This is a genomic window from Serratia sp. JSRIV002, assembly GCF_019968725.1.
GTDB classification, from domain to species: Bacteria; Pseudomonadota; Gammaproteobacteria; order Enterobacterales; family Enterobacteriaceae; genus Chania; species Chania fonticola_B.
Window position 1 is genome coordinate 3,882,924 of sequence record NZ_CP074143.1, and the last position, 16,465, is coordinate 3,899,388.

24 protein-coding genes and 1 pseudogene are annotated in these 16,465 nt (G+C 53.2%); all 25 read right to left on the minus strand.

The genetic code is table 11. The annotated features are described in order from the left end of the window. Positions 1–12: 12 nt before the first annotated feature. Positions 13–357 (minus strand): hypothetical protein, encoded by a 345-nt coding sequence (locus tag KGP26_RS18210; RefSeq protein ID WP_223664377.1) that lies wholly within the window; start codon positions 355–357, stop codon positions 13–15. Between the two features lie 38 nt (positions 358–395). Beyond that, the gene (locus tag KGP26_RS18215; RefSeq protein ID WP_223664378.1) at positions 396–1,103 is read right to left on the minus strand and encodes a C40 family peptidase; all 708 of its coding nucleotides are present in this window, start codon (positions 1,101–1,103) and stop codon (positions 396–398) included. Between the two features lie 9 nt (positions 1,104–1,112). Continuing rightward, positions 1,113–1,865 (minus strand): phage minor tail protein L, encoded by a 753-nt coding sequence (locus tag KGP26_RS18220; RefSeq protein ID WP_223664379.1) that lies wholly within the window; start codon positions 1,863–1,865, stop codon positions 1,113–1,115. 12 nt (positions 1,866–1,877) lie between these two features. Continuing rightward, a complete protein-coding gene (locus KGP26_RS18225; RefSeq protein ID WP_223664380.1) occupies positions 1,878–2,219 on the minus strand; it encodes a phage tail protein in 342 nt (113 codons plus the stop codon). Positions 2,220–2,221: 2 nt separating this feature from the next. Further along, a complete protein-coding gene (locus tag KGP26_RS18230) occupies positions 2,222–5,650 on the minus strand; it encodes a tape measure protein (protein WP_223664381.1) in 3,429 nt (1,142 codons plus the stop codon). A gap of 37 nt (positions 5,651–5,687) precedes the next feature. Continuing rightward, positions 5,688–5,975, minus strand: coding sequence for a DUF4035 domain-containing protein (locus tag KGP26_RS18235; protein WP_223537698.1), 288 nt, complete (start codon positions 5,973–5,975; stop codon positions 5,688–5,690). Continuing rightward, the gene (locus KGP26_RS18240; RefSeq protein WP_223664382.1) at positions 5,975–6,394 is read right to left on the minus strand and encodes a phage tail assembly chaperone; all 420 of its coding nucleotides are present in this window, start codon (positions 6,392–6,394) and stop codon (positions 5,975–5,977) included. The genes KGP26_RS18235 and KGP26_RS18240 overlap by 1 nt, the downstream gene beginning before the upstream one ends. Positions 6,395–6,406: 12 nt before the next feature. After that, complete coding sequence (locus KGP26_RS30415; protein ID WP_371824952.1) at positions 6,407–6,658, minus strand: Ig domain-containing protein; 252 nt, start codon at positions 6,656–6,658, stop codon at positions 6,407–6,409. Between the two features lie 3 nt (positions 6,659–6,661). Next, a pseudogene (locus tag KGP26_RS30420) lies at positions 6,662–7,108 on the minus strand (phage tail protein); the annotation flags it as partial. Between the two features lie 56 nt (positions 7,109–7,164). After that, positions 7,165–7,512, minus strand: a complete 348-nt coding sequence (locus KGP26_RS18250) for a DUF3168 domain-containing protein (RefSeq protein ID WP_121606653.1) — start codon at positions 7,510–7,512, stop codon at positions 7,165–7,167. Next, entirely contained in the window at positions 7,509–7,955 is a 447-nt protein-coding gene (locus KGP26_RS18255) for an HK97-gp10 family putative phage morphogenesis protein (RefSeq protein ID WP_223664384.1), read from the minus strand. Before KGP26_RS18255 ends, KGP26_RS18250 begins: the two co-directional genes overlap by 4 nt. Further along, complete coding sequence (locus KGP26_RS18260) at positions 7,952–8,278, minus strand: phage head closure protein (protein ID WP_179248009.1); 327 nt, start codon at positions 8,276–8,278, stop codon at positions 7,952–7,954. The genes KGP26_RS18255 and KGP26_RS18260 overlap by 4 nt, the downstream gene beginning before the upstream one ends. Beyond that, the gene (locus KGP26_RS18265) at positions 8,278–8,616 is read right to left on the minus strand and encodes a head-tail connector protein (RefSeq protein WP_179248008.1); all 339 of its coding nucleotides are present in this window, start codon (positions 8,614–8,616) and stop codon (positions 8,278–8,280) included. Before KGP26_RS18265 ends, KGP26_RS18260 begins: the two co-directional genes overlap by 1 nt. 33 nt (positions 8,617–8,649) lie before the next feature. Further along, on the minus strand, positions 8,650–9,810 hold the full coding sequence (locus tag KGP26_RS18270; RefSeq protein WP_223664385.1) for a phage major capsid protein: 1,161 nt from the start codon (positions 9,808–9,810) through the stop codon (positions 8,650–8,652). Between the two features lies 1 nt (position 9,811). After that, the gene (locus KGP26_RS18275) at positions 9,812–10,492 is read right to left on the minus strand and encodes an HK97 family phage prohead protease (RefSeq protein ID WP_179248006.1); all 681 of its coding nucleotides are present in this window, start codon (positions 10,490–10,492) and stop codon (positions 9,812–9,814) included. A 16-nt stretch (positions 10,493–10,508) separates the two neighbouring features. Then, positions 10,509–11,780: a phage portal protein gene (locus KGP26_RS18280; protein WP_223664386.1), complete on the minus strand. Its 1,272-nt coding sequence runs from the start codon at positions 11,778–11,780 to the stop codon at positions 10,509–10,511. Beyond that, positions 11,780–13,294: a terminase large subunit gene (locus KGP26_RS18285; protein ID WP_223664387.1), complete on the minus strand. Its 1,515-nt coding sequence runs from the start codon at positions 13,292–13,294 to the stop codon at positions 11,780–11,782. The genes KGP26_RS18280 and KGP26_RS18285 overlap by 1 nt, the downstream gene beginning before the upstream one ends. Positions 13,295–13,303: 9 nt before the next feature. Beyond that, on the minus strand, positions 13,304–13,789 hold the full coding sequence (locus KGP26_RS18290; protein WP_223664388.1) for a terminase: 486 nt from the start codon (positions 13,787–13,789) through the stop codon (positions 13,304–13,306). 148 nt (positions 13,790–13,937) lie between these two features. After that, positions 13,938–14,141 carry a hypothetical protein gene (locus KGP26_RS18295; protein ID WP_223664389.1) on the minus strand — a complete coding sequence of 68 codons (204 nt, stop codon included), beginning with the start codon at positions 14,139–14,141 and terminating at the stop codon, positions 13,938–13,940. Beyond that, complete coding sequence (locus KGP26_RS18300) at positions 14,138–14,476, minus strand: HNH endonuclease signature motif containing protein (RefSeq protein WP_223664390.1); 339 nt, start codon at positions 14,474–14,476, stop codon at positions 14,138–14,140. The genes KGP26_RS18295 and KGP26_RS18300 overlap by 4 nt, the downstream gene beginning before the upstream one ends. Positions 14,477–14,485: 9 nt before the next feature. Beyond that, the gene (locus tag KGP26_RS18305; RefSeq protein ID WP_223664391.1) at positions 14,486–15,019 is read right to left on the minus strand and encodes a hypothetical protein; all 534 of its coding nucleotides are present in this window, start codon (positions 15,017–15,019) and stop codon (positions 14,486–14,488) included. A 40-nt stretch (positions 15,020–15,059) separates the two neighbouring features. Beyond that, positions 15,060–15,362: an Rz1-like lysis system protein LysC gene (gene lysC / locus KGP26_RS30425; protein WP_223537676.1), complete on the minus strand. Its 303-nt coding sequence runs from the start codon at positions 15,360–15,362 to the stop codon at positions 15,060–15,062. Further along, positions 15,262–15,594, minus strand: a complete 333-nt coding sequence (locus KGP26_RS18315) for a DUF2570 family protein (RefSeq protein WP_223664392.1) — start codon at positions 15,592–15,594, stop codon at positions 15,262–15,264. Before KGP26_RS18315 ends, lysC begins: the two co-directional genes overlap by 101 nt. Further along, positions 15,591–15,956 carry a D-Ala-D-Ala carboxypeptidase family metallohydrolase gene (locus tag KGP26_RS18320; RefSeq protein WP_223664393.1) on the minus strand — a complete coding sequence of 122 codons (366 nt, stop codon included), beginning with the start codon at positions 15,954–15,956 and terminating at the stop codon, positions 15,591–15,593. Before KGP26_RS18320 ends, KGP26_RS18315 begins: the two co-directional genes overlap by 4 nt. Then, positions 15,946–16,299: a phage holin family protein gene (locus KGP26_RS18325; RefSeq protein WP_223664394.1), complete on the minus strand. Its 354-nt coding sequence runs from the start codon at positions 16,297–16,299 to the stop codon at positions 15,946–15,948. Before KGP26_RS18325 ends, KGP26_RS18320 begins: the two co-directional genes overlap by 11 nt. Positions 16,300–16,465 lie beyond the last annotated feature (166 nt).

A 16,465-nucleotide genomic window follows, 5' to 3' on the forward strand; every position in this document is an offset into this window, starting at 1 on the left:
GTTATTGCATTTTCACTTACAACTAATTACTGAGCGCTCATAATATTCCATATTTCTCTTTTTATAGAATTTAAACTCGCCACCGGAATTATCTTTAGTTGGCATTACGTCAATTAACATAACAACACCTCTTGTCATGTCGTTTATTTGAGCGGTATAACCATTTTCTAATGGCTGAGCGCTAATAGGTGCAATAGTGTTTTTTTCATTCCAATTATTTAAAACACACCCAATAAATACCTGTGGTGATTTACTTGAATCCCCAGATAAAAACGGATGTGTTGTCCTTAGGTCATTAGCTGTCGAAGAGCACCCAGACAAAGCCAGCAGCGCCGCCACAATCATTATTCTCTTCATCGCATCCTTCCTTAAGTCGAAAAAGGGAATGATAGCATTCACAGCAGATTTTTGTGACGTAGTACCTTCACAGTTCTCTCAAGCCACTGGCCTCCATAGGGAACGCGCTGACTCAGCATGCTGTACATATGATGCAACAGCATCCCATCGGCTAGCAGTATTCCGGCATGATTCGCCACTGGGGCAGAGATCTGCATGATGACCATATCACCCGGTTGGTGCGGGCCGCTGAACTCACGAAAGCCGCATTCGTGCCAGTTGTCCAAGTAGCGGTTTTCGGTACCGGATTCCCACCAGGGGTGATCCACTCTGTAATCATTAAGCTCGATGCCATGCTCCTGCCGGTAGTAGCTCATGATCAGCCCCCAGCAGTCAGTATGCCCCAGCACAAACTGGCGACCGATGAGAGGTAGATCACCACGCGGGTAGATAGTCCGTAAGTCTCCCTCTGGCCAGCTCACAATGTGCCAGGGTAATTCGGTAGCATCACACTGAACCTTGTCCAACTCGCTCGGCTGCGTGGTTGCATCAGGGTGACTGTGGACGATAGCGGTAACCGTACCCCACCCTTCGGCAACCAAGTAACCTGCTGGGTCTAAGTGAAAGTCCTCCGTAGGGTTTTCGGCGAGGTTATTACAAGGAAAGTAACGCTCTACGCGGGACTTTTGCGCCACCACACCGCAGCACTCTTTGGGATACTCCACCTCGGCATGGGCCATGATTGACGATAATGTTTTTTTCCGCATGCCTCACTCCTATTGTCGGATCAGCGCGGCGCCGGGGAAACCGCCGAACGGTACCGGGTTGTTCTCCCCGAATCGCTTCTGGCAATCACTCAACAGGCCGCCGCAACGGTCTAGGCTTGGGTCGCTGACCGGGTTCCCTTTCTCGTCAAAATACAGACTACCGGCGTAATCACACCCTTTACCGGTTCGGTACCATCCACGAGCGCACCAGGTACAAAGGCCGTGAATTTGCCGCGTAGGGATCCGCTGACCGCGTAGATCGGCAGGACTGGATAGCTCAAACTCGACCACCTCATCCGTTTCCGTCGCTTTGCGGTCGATGTAGAACACTTGTATTTTTTCCTGCACCGGGTCGGCGGTCGAATTACCGGCTGGAAAATTACGCGCATCAAGATAGTGAGCGAAGGTGTCGTGGATCGTCACTTTGGCTTGCGCCATGTCGTCAAATTTGAGGCAAAGCGCAGTGATCAGCCCGTTGATGTTGGCAACCGACAGTTTGGGCTGTGCGCTCTGCCCATCACCGGACATTTCCAACCCTTCAACCTGAACGGGCCAAGGGCCGTATTCTTTCCCCTGCCACCAGATCGATCTGGCTGGTAACTTTTTTTCGTCACCACCGGCTGCTGTCAGTTCTGCGGCGGTATAAGGCAGGGTGTCACTGTGGAATCGTAAAATATCGGCACCGAACAAAGTACCGTCAACTTCATAGAGCCGGACACGGTTACCCGGCTCAAGTTTTTGCACATCAGCATTGATTGCCATACTCTTTTATCCTTATGGGTTGAATGCCTCGGTGAATGTCGTAGTAAGGGAATAAACTCCAGCACCCAACGCCACCGGCTTATACCCACTTTCACAGCGATAAAGGCCGAGGACGCCGAGGGGCGGGAGCCACTGAAACGACTTAACGCCCTGATGCTCTTCAAGAAACCGGATCACCGGTAGAATTTTGTCGATTTTTCCGACAAAAGAGAGCTCCCATGATCGGGTGATCGGGTTGATGCCATCACCGGCCACCTGTGAATAACTATCAGCGAATTGCGCCTTGCGCAGTCGAAACTGCACATCGCCGGAGGCATTCACTCGAGCCGGAAAAGTAAAGGTTTTGATAGCCATAATTATCCCTTAATCGCCTTCCAGATCGGCATTCCTGGCATGAGGTTTCTGTTGATCACCTTTTGGCTTTCTTGCGCGGCAATGCTACCCATTTGCTTTCCAAAAGCGCCCCAGCCCTCTGTGGCTTGCGTGTCAGCATTCCCGTTACCGTCAATGTTAATCACAACGTTAACCAGCGGGGAACCGCCACCGAGCGTACCGGGGCTAAGAGGCTGACTGGCTGTTAGCGCCCGAACTCCCGACGAAACGCTAGGATTGGCAGGAGAAACCAACCCGCCATTAGCATAACCACGCATCATGCCGTAAAGATTCTCTACACCGATCCGTTCCGTGGCCTCTTTGGTCATCACGAACTCGCCTCGGTGCACCACACCAGCGGGTTCATATTTACCGCCAGCACCTGTGTAGCCGCCAAGGTCATACTCAGTCCAGCTCGTGCTCAATCCCATCGCGCCCGTTCCTGCCGATCCTGCTGCGCCACTAACCCCGGATGCCGCCCCACCAATGCCACCGGCAAGCCCACCGACTACGCCGGTGATCGTCTGCATGATGGAACTGGTAACCAGCGCTTGCGCGGCCATATCAATAAGGTTTTGAACGATGGATTGAGTCAGGGAAGCGAAGAGATTTGTTACCCCCTCCTTGAACGTTTGGGTGCCTGTCAGCAGACCGGTAAGCATGTTGCTTGCCCGTTCCGTGGTTGCCTGGAACATATCGACGGCCACCTTCTGCATATCGCCTTGACTGGCATACAGTTGCAGTGATGCCTGGTAACGCTGCTCCATCGCTTCACGATCCGCCGCAACAATCAGCTGATTGGCGCGGCTTTGCGACACTACACCCGCAGTGGCATAGCTCTCGATCAGCGCCTGCCGTTTAGCCAGTTGGTTTTCAAGATTCTGGATAGGATCGACATTACCGGCCAGCTCAGCGGTACCGGAAACCGCGTAACGCTGGGCGGCCTCGGCCTTCGCCTGCAGATAGGCGGTGTCGATATCCTGCTTGCGGCGGGCGATGTCCTCCGCCCCCTTGATTTCACCATCTGCAATCTGCCGCTGCAGTTGCTCGCTAGCCCTTTTCTGGGTTTCGGCTGCCTGGCGGTAAGGGTCGTTGGAAATTGCTGCGGAGCGATCCTCATTTTTCTGCTTAAGTTTCTCATACACGTCATTACGGGCAATCAGCTCTTTCTTTTGGGCTTCCGTCCACTTAGTACCCGCTTCCATTGATGCAGCAAAAAGACGGGCGGCCGCATCGCCATCTTTTAGCCGGACACCTTCAATCTGGATTTCCTTGTTCAAGCTGGCGATCTTCTGCTGGTAATCACCCGCGACACTGGCTCCTGCCTTGGTGGTCTTGTTGCGTTCTTTCTGCTGCTCCTGAAGGTTGTATTCAGCTACGGCATTGGCCTCGATAGCTGCTTTTTGATCCTTCATATCAGCAACGACATTGCCAGCGCCATCAACTTTCAGCGCCTCACCTTTGATGGCGTCCTGTACGGCTTTCAGTTTTGCCCGTTCGACGCCTTCAACTTTTAACAAGGCAAGACTTTCTTGCTGTTTTTTAATGAAGTCGTCATATTTCGCTGTATCAACAGGAGGGGTTACGCTGGCACCTGATTTTCCCTGTTCGGCGTTGAGCTCCTTAAGCACCTGGAGCGTTGACGCCAACCCCACCGCCGCAGCTTCTGACAGGTGGAAAGTTTCAACCAGCCCCTTTTTAAAAACATTAAACGATGCTTCGGACTCAGTGGTTACACGGTTCAGTTCACCTTGCAACTTGGCTTGATCTGCAATTGTTCTACCCAGTTTGGTCTGGGCATCGCTCAGGTCACGAGTGATTTTATCGTATTTTCTCTGAAGTTTAGCCGCATTGGTCGTATGCCCGTTACTTTCCCCCTGCGTAACGGAGAACTGCTTGACCAGTTTCAGCCGCTCAAGCAGCTCAGCCTTTGCATTTGCCTGAGCAGAGGTCAGATCGTCAATATTGTCTCTTTGTGCCTTGATGGAATCGCCCGCCTCAGCGAGAGCACCCTTCAGTTGCACCTGATTAAGCTCACGCATCTTCTCAACGACGGAACCCAGCGAATCCGCATAGGCAATGGCTGTCTGTTGAGCCTGTTCCTGCCTTTGGTTATAAACATACCAGGCAGCAGCGCCTGCCATAATTAATCCAGGGAAGCCGCCAACCAGGCCAAGCGCCCCTGACATTAATCGGCTACCCAAGCCTGTCACATTATTCAATGCGCCTTGTGCGGCAGTTCTGGCTGCAATACTGCGCGTAACGCCACGCTGCGTAGCCTCCAGCCGTCTTTCCGCTGCCGCCTGCCCATCCGTTCCCCGCGCAGCGGCCAACGCCTTTTGTGCGCGGTATTCAGCAGCCCTTGCTCTGGCTGTTGCGACCTGAGTGCCTCGCACCTGTGCAGAAGCCAGAGCGACTTCGCCACGGTATGCGGATACCATGCCCGCTGTGGCGCTCCCCACACTTGACACCATACCGCCGAAATAGCGCACAGCGCCAACAGACACCAGTGCACCAAGAGATAATGCGACGGTATCAATGTTTTTAGCTAATCCATCCAGGATGCCGGAAAGTGCTGCCGTGGTTCCTGTCGCCTGGTTCTGCCCGCCAATCCACTGCATAAATGCGTTGTTGATGCGGGTTGACGCCGCGCTAACGCTATTAGGCATCGTTTCATATTCTTTCCTCAATTGGCCAAGCTGACTGATCAAAGCAGGAACGATCTTCGGGTTTGTCAGTTCTCCAGCATCAGCAAGCCCTTTCAGATCTTTTTGCGCAACGCCAAGACCATCCGCCAGCGCTTTCATAATCCGCCCACCGGACTGCGCAACGGAGTTGAAATCCTGCCCGCGCAGAACACCGCGCCCCAACGCCTGTGATAATTGGGTGATTGTTGATTCGGTGTCCGCAGCAGAAGCCCCTGACACTTGCAAACCGGTAGACAACGCTTCAGTAAGAGACAAAATATCCTTGGTTGTGTACCCATATTCACGCAGCGAACTTGATGCTTTCGAAAAAAGACTGGCGTTAGATTCAAACGTTGAACCAGTATATTGGCTGATCCGCATCAGCTCGGTTTGTGCAATGCTGAAATCCTGCGCAGACGTCGTCGCAAGCTTTACCCGCGCATTCAGCGAGTTCCAGTTGTCAGCCATCGCGATCAGGTTGCCGGTAGCAAACGCCCCGGCGAAAGCCCCCGCCATCGCCAGAGCACTGCCGCGCACCGTGGCAAGTTGCCCGTTCAGATCGGCTAAAGCCCGTTGACTTTGTCGGGTCGCATTCGCCGCCTGGCGGTTCCCCTGCGTCATGGTTCGATGATAATCGGCCCCCATGCGTGAGGCGCGGGCGATCTCCGATTGGAACGAACTGGAGTTGGCCGATATTTTAATGATGAGCTCGCGCAAAGATGCCATATTTCACCTATAAAAAAACCCGCTACGTGAGCGGGTATTAATCAGCCAGATTTCCCAAAAATGCCTCAAGCCCTGACGTATCTTCTTCCGCGTCCTCCGCTTCCTCATCTTTATTCCAACACAGAAGTTGGCTGGAAATAGACAGAGGATCTTTCGCTCGCTGGGAGTTGAAAACGGCCGTGGCGATTTGCGCCGCGTGGTAATCATTGCGCTCGTCGCCAATCGGGCTTATCCGGTTAAAGGCCATCCACATACGCAATTCACTGACGCTGATTGACTGCTGCAGCTCGCCCAGTGTTTTACCCAGGCGTAAAGCCAGTTGCATCAAGAAGAAGGTTTCTGGCTCTCTGACTTTTTTTCAGCGTCTTCCTGCGAAGTTTGCAGGGCAAGCGCCTGCTTGAGCAGACGGGAATGCACCGGCCCGTAAAAACCCACCACCTCGTCCAGCTCTTTGCAGGTAAATACCGGCTTTTGATCTTCATCGAGCAGAACATCGATAAACATCACCGCGTCAGCGCGGATGTTACGTTGCGTCTGCTCTGTAATTGAAAGCTCGACCGCCTTTGCGCCCTCTTTGGACTCTGCAGGCTCCATAATCTCGCGCCACTGGCCCCAGCCCGCTGGCGAGGGTTCTCGCAGGATCACCTTCGCCCCATTCCACTCGGCGACCTCAACCAGCTTGGTGCGAAAACCCGCCATTGGTGCCGACGCCAGCGCCTTAAGGCTTAATTTCTTTGCTGCCATGGGTTAATGCTCCTATTTGTCCGTGACGGTCACGACACACGTAGCCGTTTTAGCGCCGTCCGTGGTCTTGACGGTGATGGTTGAACTGCCAGGGGTAAGACCGGTAATGACGCCCTTATTGGTTACCATGACGCTTTCGGGTGCCGATGATGCCCAAGTCATGCCGTTGTTAGTGGCTGACGCCGGGGCGATAGTTGGGGTCAGTGTGATGCTGGCACCAACAGCCACGGAGGCGGTGGATTTATCCAGCGTGACGCCAGTCACTGGAATGTTTACAGCGTAAATACGTACCGGTTTGCCGATAATGCGCAGCGTATATGAAGCGGATACGATGCCGGATGTGGCGGCACTCCAGCTGTTTTGACGCACCTCGGCAAGGTAGGCAAAGCCGTTGCCGGAAGGGAATACGATACGAATGGCACGGCGACTGTCATCGTCATACGCATCCATCAGAGAATCCTGGGCAGCATCGTAGCCGCTCCAGTTTTTACCAATGGTCATTTCAGACGGGGCTTTCAGGCCGTTTGTCATCTCCTGTTCTTCCGAGCACAGCGTGGTAACATCGATATCAGCCTTTTGGCCACCCGTGTAGCTGAGTTCCTTGGTGCTGCACGATGCGGCAAGCCAGGTGATCCCAACAGGATTAGCTTCGCTGACTTCACCAGCGGAAACGCTGATCAACGTGCCTTGTGTTTTTTCATACTTACTTGACATAAGTTTTCTCCAGACATAAAAAAACCGCTCGTAAGCGGTGGTGAAAGCGGGTTGGGTTATTGCCACACTCGGAATTCGAATGAGGCACGAAAAAGGCCGGTTTCGGGTTCGTGACCGCTAAATAGATGGACTTCGGCAGGTGACAGCACGGTTACCGCCGCCTCGGCCTGCTGACGTAGAGCTTTCGCCTCGTCAATGCTGCTGGCGTACACGTCGATCTGCACCATGTAGGCAGTTTCAGCGTTACCGCAGAACACATCACCCCGATTTTCATCAGGAACAGTGTAGACGATCCACGGTGGCTTTACCGCTGGCTGCCCCTCCGGCGTCAGTTTGACGACATAGGGATAAGCCTGCCCGCCCACCAGCGGTTTTAACAACGGGTTAAGATCGGCTTCGGTCATTTGGACAGTACCTTATCGATCGCCTCGTTGACCTTGGCAAACGCCGCCTCTGCCGCCGCCCCCTCTTTGGCATCGTATGCGGGTCGGATAAACGGTACAGGTGCCATCTTCACCGTCCCCAGCTCCACAAAGCGCCAGTAGAAAGCATTTTTCGGGTTGCTGGCCTTCATCGAGTTGTCGCTGTTGCCCGTTCGTGGATTGCGGCCCCGGATATGCACCCCGGCAACCGCCCCACCATCTTTTGCCCGCATGTTCACCGCAACGACGTTACGCGCCAGCTTGCCGGTTTTCTTCGGCGCCCGCGCTCGAACTTCATCACGGAGCACGTTTGCACCCGCCCGCGTAGCCTGACGCAACACATTGCGGTTCTCAGCTTTGCTTAACTGTTCCAAATCCTTCGAAATGTCGAGCAGACCGGAAAAATCCAGATTGCCGCTGATCATGGTTTCACCCCACTTTTACAGAGCAGCTCCAGTCGCGTCAGACGCGCATCCGGTAACGCTGCCACAATGTCATAGACCAACCCGCGAAAAAGCATGCGTGAAGAGCTGGAAACGTCATCACGAAAGCGTAGCCACACGCGAACGGTAGCCTCTGAATGTTCCGCACCTGATGCCAATAGTTCCCGTCCACTGATAGCCTTCACCTCGGCGGGGATCGGCTTTATGGATGCATCCACCCACACCGCCTTTTCACCGCCCGAGGGAAGCTCTACCGTTTCGAAGTTCTGGATCATGATGCGATGCCTAAAGCGCCCTGGCTCCATTACGGTTCTTCCTCGCTTTCGCTTTCTTCCACCTTCACGCCGCGCCAATTGCGGCACGACCACATCAGGTTTTCGGCGGCGGCGTTGGTGTATAGCTGTACTTCGCTTTGCCCGGTGCGATGCTCAAACAGATCAGCAAAAACCAGCAGCATTGCAGATACAACAGGGGAAGGAATATCACCCGCCTTTACCCAGCGCGGGTCATCGCACCATCGCAAACAGTAATCCAGTGCAGCCTGGGCATAACGGGTGATCACCGCGTCGCGATCATCGCTGTCAAACTCGATGTGCTGGCGTAACTCTTCAACCTGCACGACATCAGTGACTTTAATCGCCATAACATCAGGGCGGAATTACCCGCCCCCTCCGCGTTACTTGGTTGGTGCCGTGAAAGTGCCTTTGATCAGCGCCTGCGGGCGATAGTGCGCCAGCGCCAGGCGCTCTTCGCACAGGATGGTCAGCATGTTTTTCACGAAGTTGTCGCGGTCTTCACGGCTCACTTCCACGGTGGCATCCATGCGATCCCATACCTGAGAAGCCAGGTCAAAGCCGCCCACGGTGAAGGTGTTCTGAGCCTGTGCGCGGGTCGGTACCACTGGCAGCCCCCACATGATGTTGCTGGTGAACGCCTGCGGGCCGCCGAAGATATAACGACCTTCGTTATCTTTCAGCAAAGCGATGTTGTGCCAGTCTCGCGGGTTAAGAATGATGCCCGAGGCGCTGAATTCTGACTCTGTAACCTGGAAAATGGCGTGAGCAATCATGTCTGCCCGCGTATCCCCGGTGGCATTCAGCGCAGTGTCATAGTCTGTTGCCACGGCGTTAATACCCGTCAGGTTATCGCCGGTACCATCACCGTTCAGCAACTGATCTTCTTCCTTAAAGGCAAGACCAAACAACAGCCGGTTGTTGACGTAAGATTGCAGCATCGGGGCGTCATCCATCACCTGGCGGGATGCCTGGATCCAATGAGCGATAGTTTTCACGTTCGCCGTTTCTTTTGAGAACGTCAGATCAGACTCAGGCTTTTGGGCCTTTTCCTTCACGGATGCCGCGTTGTTGGTGAACAACTTTTCTCGTACGTATTCCAGCGAGTTGCTGGAAATGCGCCCTTGCGCCAGCAGATCACGGATAACCAGGCGGTGGAGTCCCGGCATGACAATACCCGGTACCTGCATCGGCTGGATCAGCGAACCGGCAGAGGCTGCATCACTCCCGAGCGATTTGTTGAAGGTTTTAGCCTCAAACGTGCCCGTGCTACCGTTCCATGACTTGGTGAGCTCTTCGGCGGCGCGTTCTGAGAAGTCTTTTTTAACTGACGGATCATCTGCACCACCGGCCCCTTTCTGCTCAAGGTCAAACAGGCGCTCGCCGGACTTCTTCAGTTCTTCCTGAACCTTGGCCAGATCGTCCTGTAATGATTTGGAAACACGGCCCGTTTCTTCGATCTCTTTTTTCTGAGCGTCGAAAAGTTGGGTCATGTTCTTCTGTGAGTCTTCGATGGCTTTCTGAATTTGCGCTAATTCGGACATATTATTTACCTAATGTTTGAGGGAATGAACTGATGCGCTCGATGAGAGCGGATATTTCTGTTTTGTTCTCGTCACTGTCGGACTCACTCCGAATAGCTGATTTGAACCGGGCAATAAGCCCCACGGCCTGTGATTTGCTTAAACCCACTGAATCCCTCAGCCAGTTCTCAACATCACGAATCGTTTCGATACCATCGATGCTTTTCATCGCTGATACTCCGGCCAGCTCGTTAGCCGGGAAGGTGCACACGCTGATTTCTCGCAGTGCGGAGATATTTTTGAAAATGCGCCCGCCATTAGCCGCCAGCGAGTAATCGTCTTTGGTTACTGAAAACCCGACCGACATACCCTCTACCGTGCCGTGCTGCATGGCGGCTTTGAGGTCACTCGCTCCGCTATGGCCGGGTGTTAGTTGCCCACGGACAAACAGCCCTTTGGTGTCTTCCTGCAAGGCATCCCATTTACCAACGGGTAATTCCCACGCCCGGTGATTGAAGAACATGGCAACCCTGCGGGTCTGTTTCTCCAAGGTGTTCTTGAACGCGCCGGACAGGATCACGTCGCCGTCTGAATCGACATTGCCAAAAACAGACGCGTAGCCTTCAAAAATCCCCTGCGTACCGTCGCCGGTAAATTTGATTTCCGTCTCTTCGAAAGAGAGGGTTTTCTTTATTTCGGTCATGGATCCCCCATAAAAACTAAACCCCGCTTTCGCGGGGCTGCTTGCCTAATTCGGTGAGAGGAACGTTTTGTGATTGCCGTGTGGCAACATCGCCCCCTGGTAACGGTGGGTAGTTATCCAGCCGTCGCATTTCGTTGATAGTACGCAGGCCAGAATCCCCCATGGCTTTCATGAAGGCAGCACGAGAAGTCGAATCACCACGCAGCAAGCCATCAAGGTTATGCTCGGCATGGTATTTACCCAGGTCAGATGGCTTGACTATCCAACGCTGAATGCACTGTTCCCAGCGGGTGATATAGGGTTGTAATGTATATTGCAGGAAACCCATATTCTGCTGCTCAATGCCGGTACCCCATGATGTCGATTTTTCAACATCACCCACAAGGTGAGGGGGGACGCCAAAGAATCGCGCCAGTTCGCTGACCTGAAACTTGCGTGAAGCCATGGTTTCGGCATCCTGGGGACTGACACCGATGTCATGCGCTTCAAAGTTGGCCTCAAGGATCCATAGGCGCTTTTTCACAGGGCCACCGGCAATCTCTTTGAAGTTTTCTTCCACCTGGTCGCGTTGCTCTTTGGACATCACGCGATCACCAACAGAGAGGATTTTCGGAGACTTGGCACCGTTGGCGTAAAAGTCACGCTGCTGGTCTTCCATCGCCACGGCAACCCCGCCCGATTTAGCCGCATGGGCGATCGGTGACAAGCCCACCAGCCCGTTAAAGCCGAAGCCTTTCAGGTGGAATATTTCGCTTTTCTTGAATTTGGCGTATTCGCTGTCGCGCCGGTACTTGTAGATAATCTGCTTACCTTCCAGCAGAACATCCATATTGGCTGACAATAACGGGATCAGGCTGATCACGTCCCCACTGCTGTTACGTTCGATAAGCGCATACGCATTACCGTAAAAACACAGCTGCATGGTCATAGCCTCGCGGAACTCCTGCGCGGTCATGTACTGATTGGGGGAAAAGCGCAGCAACCGAGCAAGGGGATTGTCCAGGCCGACCTTCATCCGGTTGTCACTTTTGTCTGTCTCGAATACGTCCAGCGGCAGGCATGAGGTCAGCGTAGAAATCAGGCTGACGCAACGCCAAACCGTAGAGATCTGCAAAATACGCTCGTCAGTGATAACGGAATCACCCAGCGTACCTCCCGCTGACACCGGGCCTGTTTGCGAACCCTGATCCGGCGTCACCAGGCGGCCACCGACGAACCACGACGCAGCGCGCGCCCACCAACCGTTATTCGTTCGCAGGTCGATACTGTAATTAGTTTTATCTGCCATCACATGCTCAACGGTTTTGATAAGAAGTCATCGAAGTCGCCACCAGGTGCTACGGCTTCGCCATTTGCTGCGCCCATCGCCATTGCGAGTGCCACCATTCCATCGATTCGCCCGGTCGCTTTCGACTTGTCGAGCTTTCTGTTTGAGGCGGCATCCATGATCACAACAGCATTACCGGCGCACATCGTCAGCACCGGGTGCATGCCATGCCTGACACGCCCGTTTAGCATTGCTGCTTCCAGCGTATCCAGAGCGGGGGCCATATCTTTGAACCCCTGCCCGAACGGTACCCACGGCAGCGCCAGGCCAATCAAATCAGCCTCTTTTTTCAGTAGGTCAATGCGCCAGCGGTCAAAGGCAATCGCGCCAATATCGAAATCACTGATGATTTCCGCAATGTCACGGATCACCACGGCATAATCGACAAACGATCCCGGCGTGGTTTTCAGAACGCCCTGTTTTGCCCACACGTCATAAGGCACACGGTCAGTTTTGGCCCTGTCACGCATGGTTTTTTCTGGTGTCCAGAAATAGGGGTAAATATTCCACCAGCCATCCGCTGACTGACCCGCAATAACGAATGCGGTTAAATCCTTGCTTGCTGACAAATCCAGCCCGGCATAGCACTGACCGGTAATCGCCCGCGGAGCTTCGCGGCATGATTCCCACACGTTGCGAGACATAAACGGCGATACGGTAGAAACACGCTGGTTCAGATTCAGATTTCGGAAAGTGTTCTCAAAGCTGGGCATGCGCCCGGCCATTTCCGCCATCCTCTCCATATCACGAAGAGATCGGAAAGTACCCAGCGCGGGATTTGCTGCGGCCCATGCTTCCCGGTCATCTAATTCGGCATCTTTCGGTGCCTCGTAGACGTGGGAAACAATGTGCGGATCCTTTGAATTCTCCGCATCATCCAGCCAGATACTGAACAAATCGGCATCGTTCGCCGCCTGCGTACTGATTGCGATAAGTAATGGAGCGTCGTGTGCACCCTGCGCCGTGACAATAGCATCAACAAAAGCCGATTGCGGCCCGACGATCTGCCCTACCTCATCGAGAATGGCAAGAAGAGGAGAAAGGCCGTGTGTCGTCTTTCCCTCTGCGGCCAATGCTTTGTATTTAACGTTACACGGCAGGCCCAACAGCTTTTTGCCGCTTGGGATGATATGAACAATGTCCTGCAATTCGGGGTTAAGCCCTATCATCTTTACGGCCAGATCAAATACAACCGCCGCCTGTTCCTGGCTCATTGCACCGCTGACGATCTGCGAGTTTTGCACCGCCTCCGGGCCTACCAGGTGCGCTAACAGTATTCCCGCAATCAAGCCAGTTTTGCCGTTCTTTCGCGCAATGCTGAGATAGGCTTTATCCGTTCCGTGGGGGTTATCGTAGATGGCCAGTAGAAATTTCTTCTGAAACTCGTCAAGCAACATCGGTTGCCCGATCAGCTTGCCCTCTGGCACGATGCAATAGCGCTCAATGAACGCTATCACGCGCTCACCTCGCGTCATGCTTTACTCCTAGCCGTGTTTTGGAAATGCGATCAGGTTGCCATCATCTGCCTGGTGTTTACCGGCTGTCCGGCGAGCATCCGCATCGTTTTTATTACGATTTTTCTGGTCACGGCTTTCACCGTTAGTGGCGTGGGAATGGATTTGCAGATCACGACGCTGCGCCAGAATGGTGCGCTGTAACTCGACAATCTGCTTTCGGTAATCTTTGATCAGCGGTTCGTTACGTTCCTCGCCGCGCTGCCGCTCCTCCTTCTTGAGAGCCTTGCGGAGGTCGATCGCGTACAGCTGATTATTTGCCAGTTCGGCTGCGGCCAGCAGGTCAGCCGGTGTCCAGCTGTCAAGGGCTTTCGATCTGATATTGTCATGCCAGAAAGGTTCGGCTTTTTTATCCAGGCCAGCATGTGCCGGTGGTGGAATGGTGTCCTCACTGGCATTTTTCATGGCCTGAACCGCCGCCGTCGAGCTGTCGGAGCGAGTTCGTTTTTGCACCATTGGGTTTACCTAAAACTAAAAAAATCGGGTTAGCGTTAAAATGAGGGGATGCGAGCGGTCATTTGGGGCATTTTTTTTGAAGTTTTTGCCCTCCCCCTCGATGCAGTTGATAATTATTATCATTTATATGATTGCAATTTGAATGATTTCACTTTGTTATCATTTCACTATCACCCATCTGAAGCTCGGCACCAATCATGCCAAAGGCCACCGTCGCCTCACCTCCTGGGTAGTCCGCAATGATTCCGCGAAGCTTTGCCTCAGCCTCTTTCACCTTCGCCTGGCTCTCTTCAGGCAATGAAGCAATCAGCCCTTTGAACATCAGTAATGTTTGTTGGTCAGTAGTCATCATTTGTTCCAGTGTGAGTTAGGGTCGAGCGGCAAGCCGCTGGCGTCACAACCTATTACCGCACCGCTCTTCTCCATGCGTTGCTTTGTTGCGCTGTGATGGGATGTGCATAACGTCTGCCAGTTCTTTTTATCCCAGAACAGCTTTTGTGCTTTCGCTATCGCTATGCGGTTACCAGACTTCAGCGCTTCTTTGAGGCGGTGCGGGGTGATATGGTCTACAACGTTACCGGCTACCGTTCGCCCCTGCTCGGCACACATAACACAAAGGGGATGTAGTTGTAGGAACCCGCGCCGAGCCTTGTCCCATTTGCTGCCGTATATGCGTGGCTCTTTCACGGCACCACCTTAGCGCCTCATGGATTCATGAAGGCAACCGCCTTGCTGTAATGCTTTGGTGATAGCCTTATTTATCTCCTCCCGAATGCGCTGCTCATCCAGGCAGGTAAGGAATAGTCTCGGACTTTCAATTCCCTGACGCAGGTCGGCAATGCGCTTCAGTTGCGCCTCAAGCTTATCGAGATTACCTTTATCAACGTCAACGCTGATGTTCATCTCTGCCTTGTGAACCTTGAATTGCTTTGCCTGTATCTTGTCGGCATCAGGGAAACCTCCGGATTCCGGTGCTCCATCAGTTAGCGCTAATTTAGGTTTACTCTGACCAGTTAATTCACTGGCAGACTGCGCGGTACCATCTTTACCAACATCTGCGGCCTTTTCTTCCCGCAGCTCAATCCCATAGATGCCCATGAAGATTTCAGTGATTTTTTTCACTTCTGATGAGCCTGCTGCCGACATTCCTGCGCTGCTCAATCTGGCCTTAATCACTTCTAGCGCAGCTGCTTGCCCTTCCGGTGGTAACAATTGAAAATTGGTTTTCATGCGTTATCCTCAAAAAAGAAAGCCCCGGACTATACCGAGGCTATTGGTTGTTTCTCGTGTTATCCCGCTGCCAATTAATCAGCCCATCAATCCGAGAGGCGCACACATCCAGTTCGTTCTGCGCCACCTGCAATGCAATGACAGCATCCCCAAACGTGGTACCGGTGAACGGCGTTTTCTCGCAGACCTGCGTATATACAGCTGGGGGGTACACGTAGATCAACCGCGGGGCCGGTGCTGGCTTAACCCTCTCTGCGCAGGATACGGAGAGCATCATCAGGCAAGCGCTGGTTATTGCAGCCGCTATGCTCCAGCGCTTTGCGTAACGTTCTGTTTTCAGCATCGGCCTTTGCCCTCTTCTGCTGTTCGATCAGCAACTGTTGCTCAGTAGCGCGCCGGTCAGCGTCAGCGGCATCTTTTAGCGCACTGATCGTTTCATCGCGACTCTCCACCATGGCTACCAGCGTTTTATTGTCCTTTTCCGCTGCTTCCAAATCGTCTGAGAGTAAGGATGCATACCAGCCCAGACAGATAGCCAACAGCAACACACCTATCGTTCCGAACTTGTCCATCATTGCTTCCAACGCGCCGAGCCGGTGCGAACGTCAATATGGGTAAACGTGGTATAGCGCCCCACACCGTAGCGGCCCGGATATTTACTTTCAAAATACGCGGCCACTGCGGCTGGCTGAACGCCTTTTACCTGAATGTCGGCGGCGGTACCCAGCAGATGCTGGCTGGACTTTGCCCCGCCAACTTTTGCATTATGTGCCGGGCAACGACGACCACTGACGATGGTGATGGGCACGGCAAAGTGTGTGCGGGCGTCTTCCAGAACCTTGATCAGTTCCTCCGATACCTGGTTAGCACCGCAGCCGCAACGGCATGCAAATTCGTTACTGCTGAAATGCTCTGATAATTTAGAGTTACTGGTCATTTTTCCTGTCCTTTTCATCCAGCGGTGTATTGGTCTTCATGCTGGCAAATATGCGGAGGATAGAGATGCATCTCTCTACCCCCATGCCACCAATGACCACACCGACGATCAGTGCGTTGTCCTGACTCATACCAAACAGCTCGAGGGAATTGATAACACCTAGCGTTATTAACAAACAGATAAGGCCCGCATACAGCGCGTCAAGCCACGATTTACCATCACGCAGCGTTAATAGCGTCGCCATGCCGAATGCGGCAAAAGAGCCGTATACCGCAGGGGCGTTAAGTTTGATCCACATAAGAAACGCCTCGACAAAGCCGGGCGGCAGGTTGTGATTGTCCATTACCAGTGCTCCGGCGTAAGGAATAAAAAAGGCCACGCATGAGCGCAGCCTGTATGGTTTTAGGATATTTCTTTTTTACTTTTAGCTAGTTAATTACAATCAATCAGCTACGCTTATAGTATCGGTAGCATGCCGATGTAGAATAATTACATGCTTTTTGAACGCC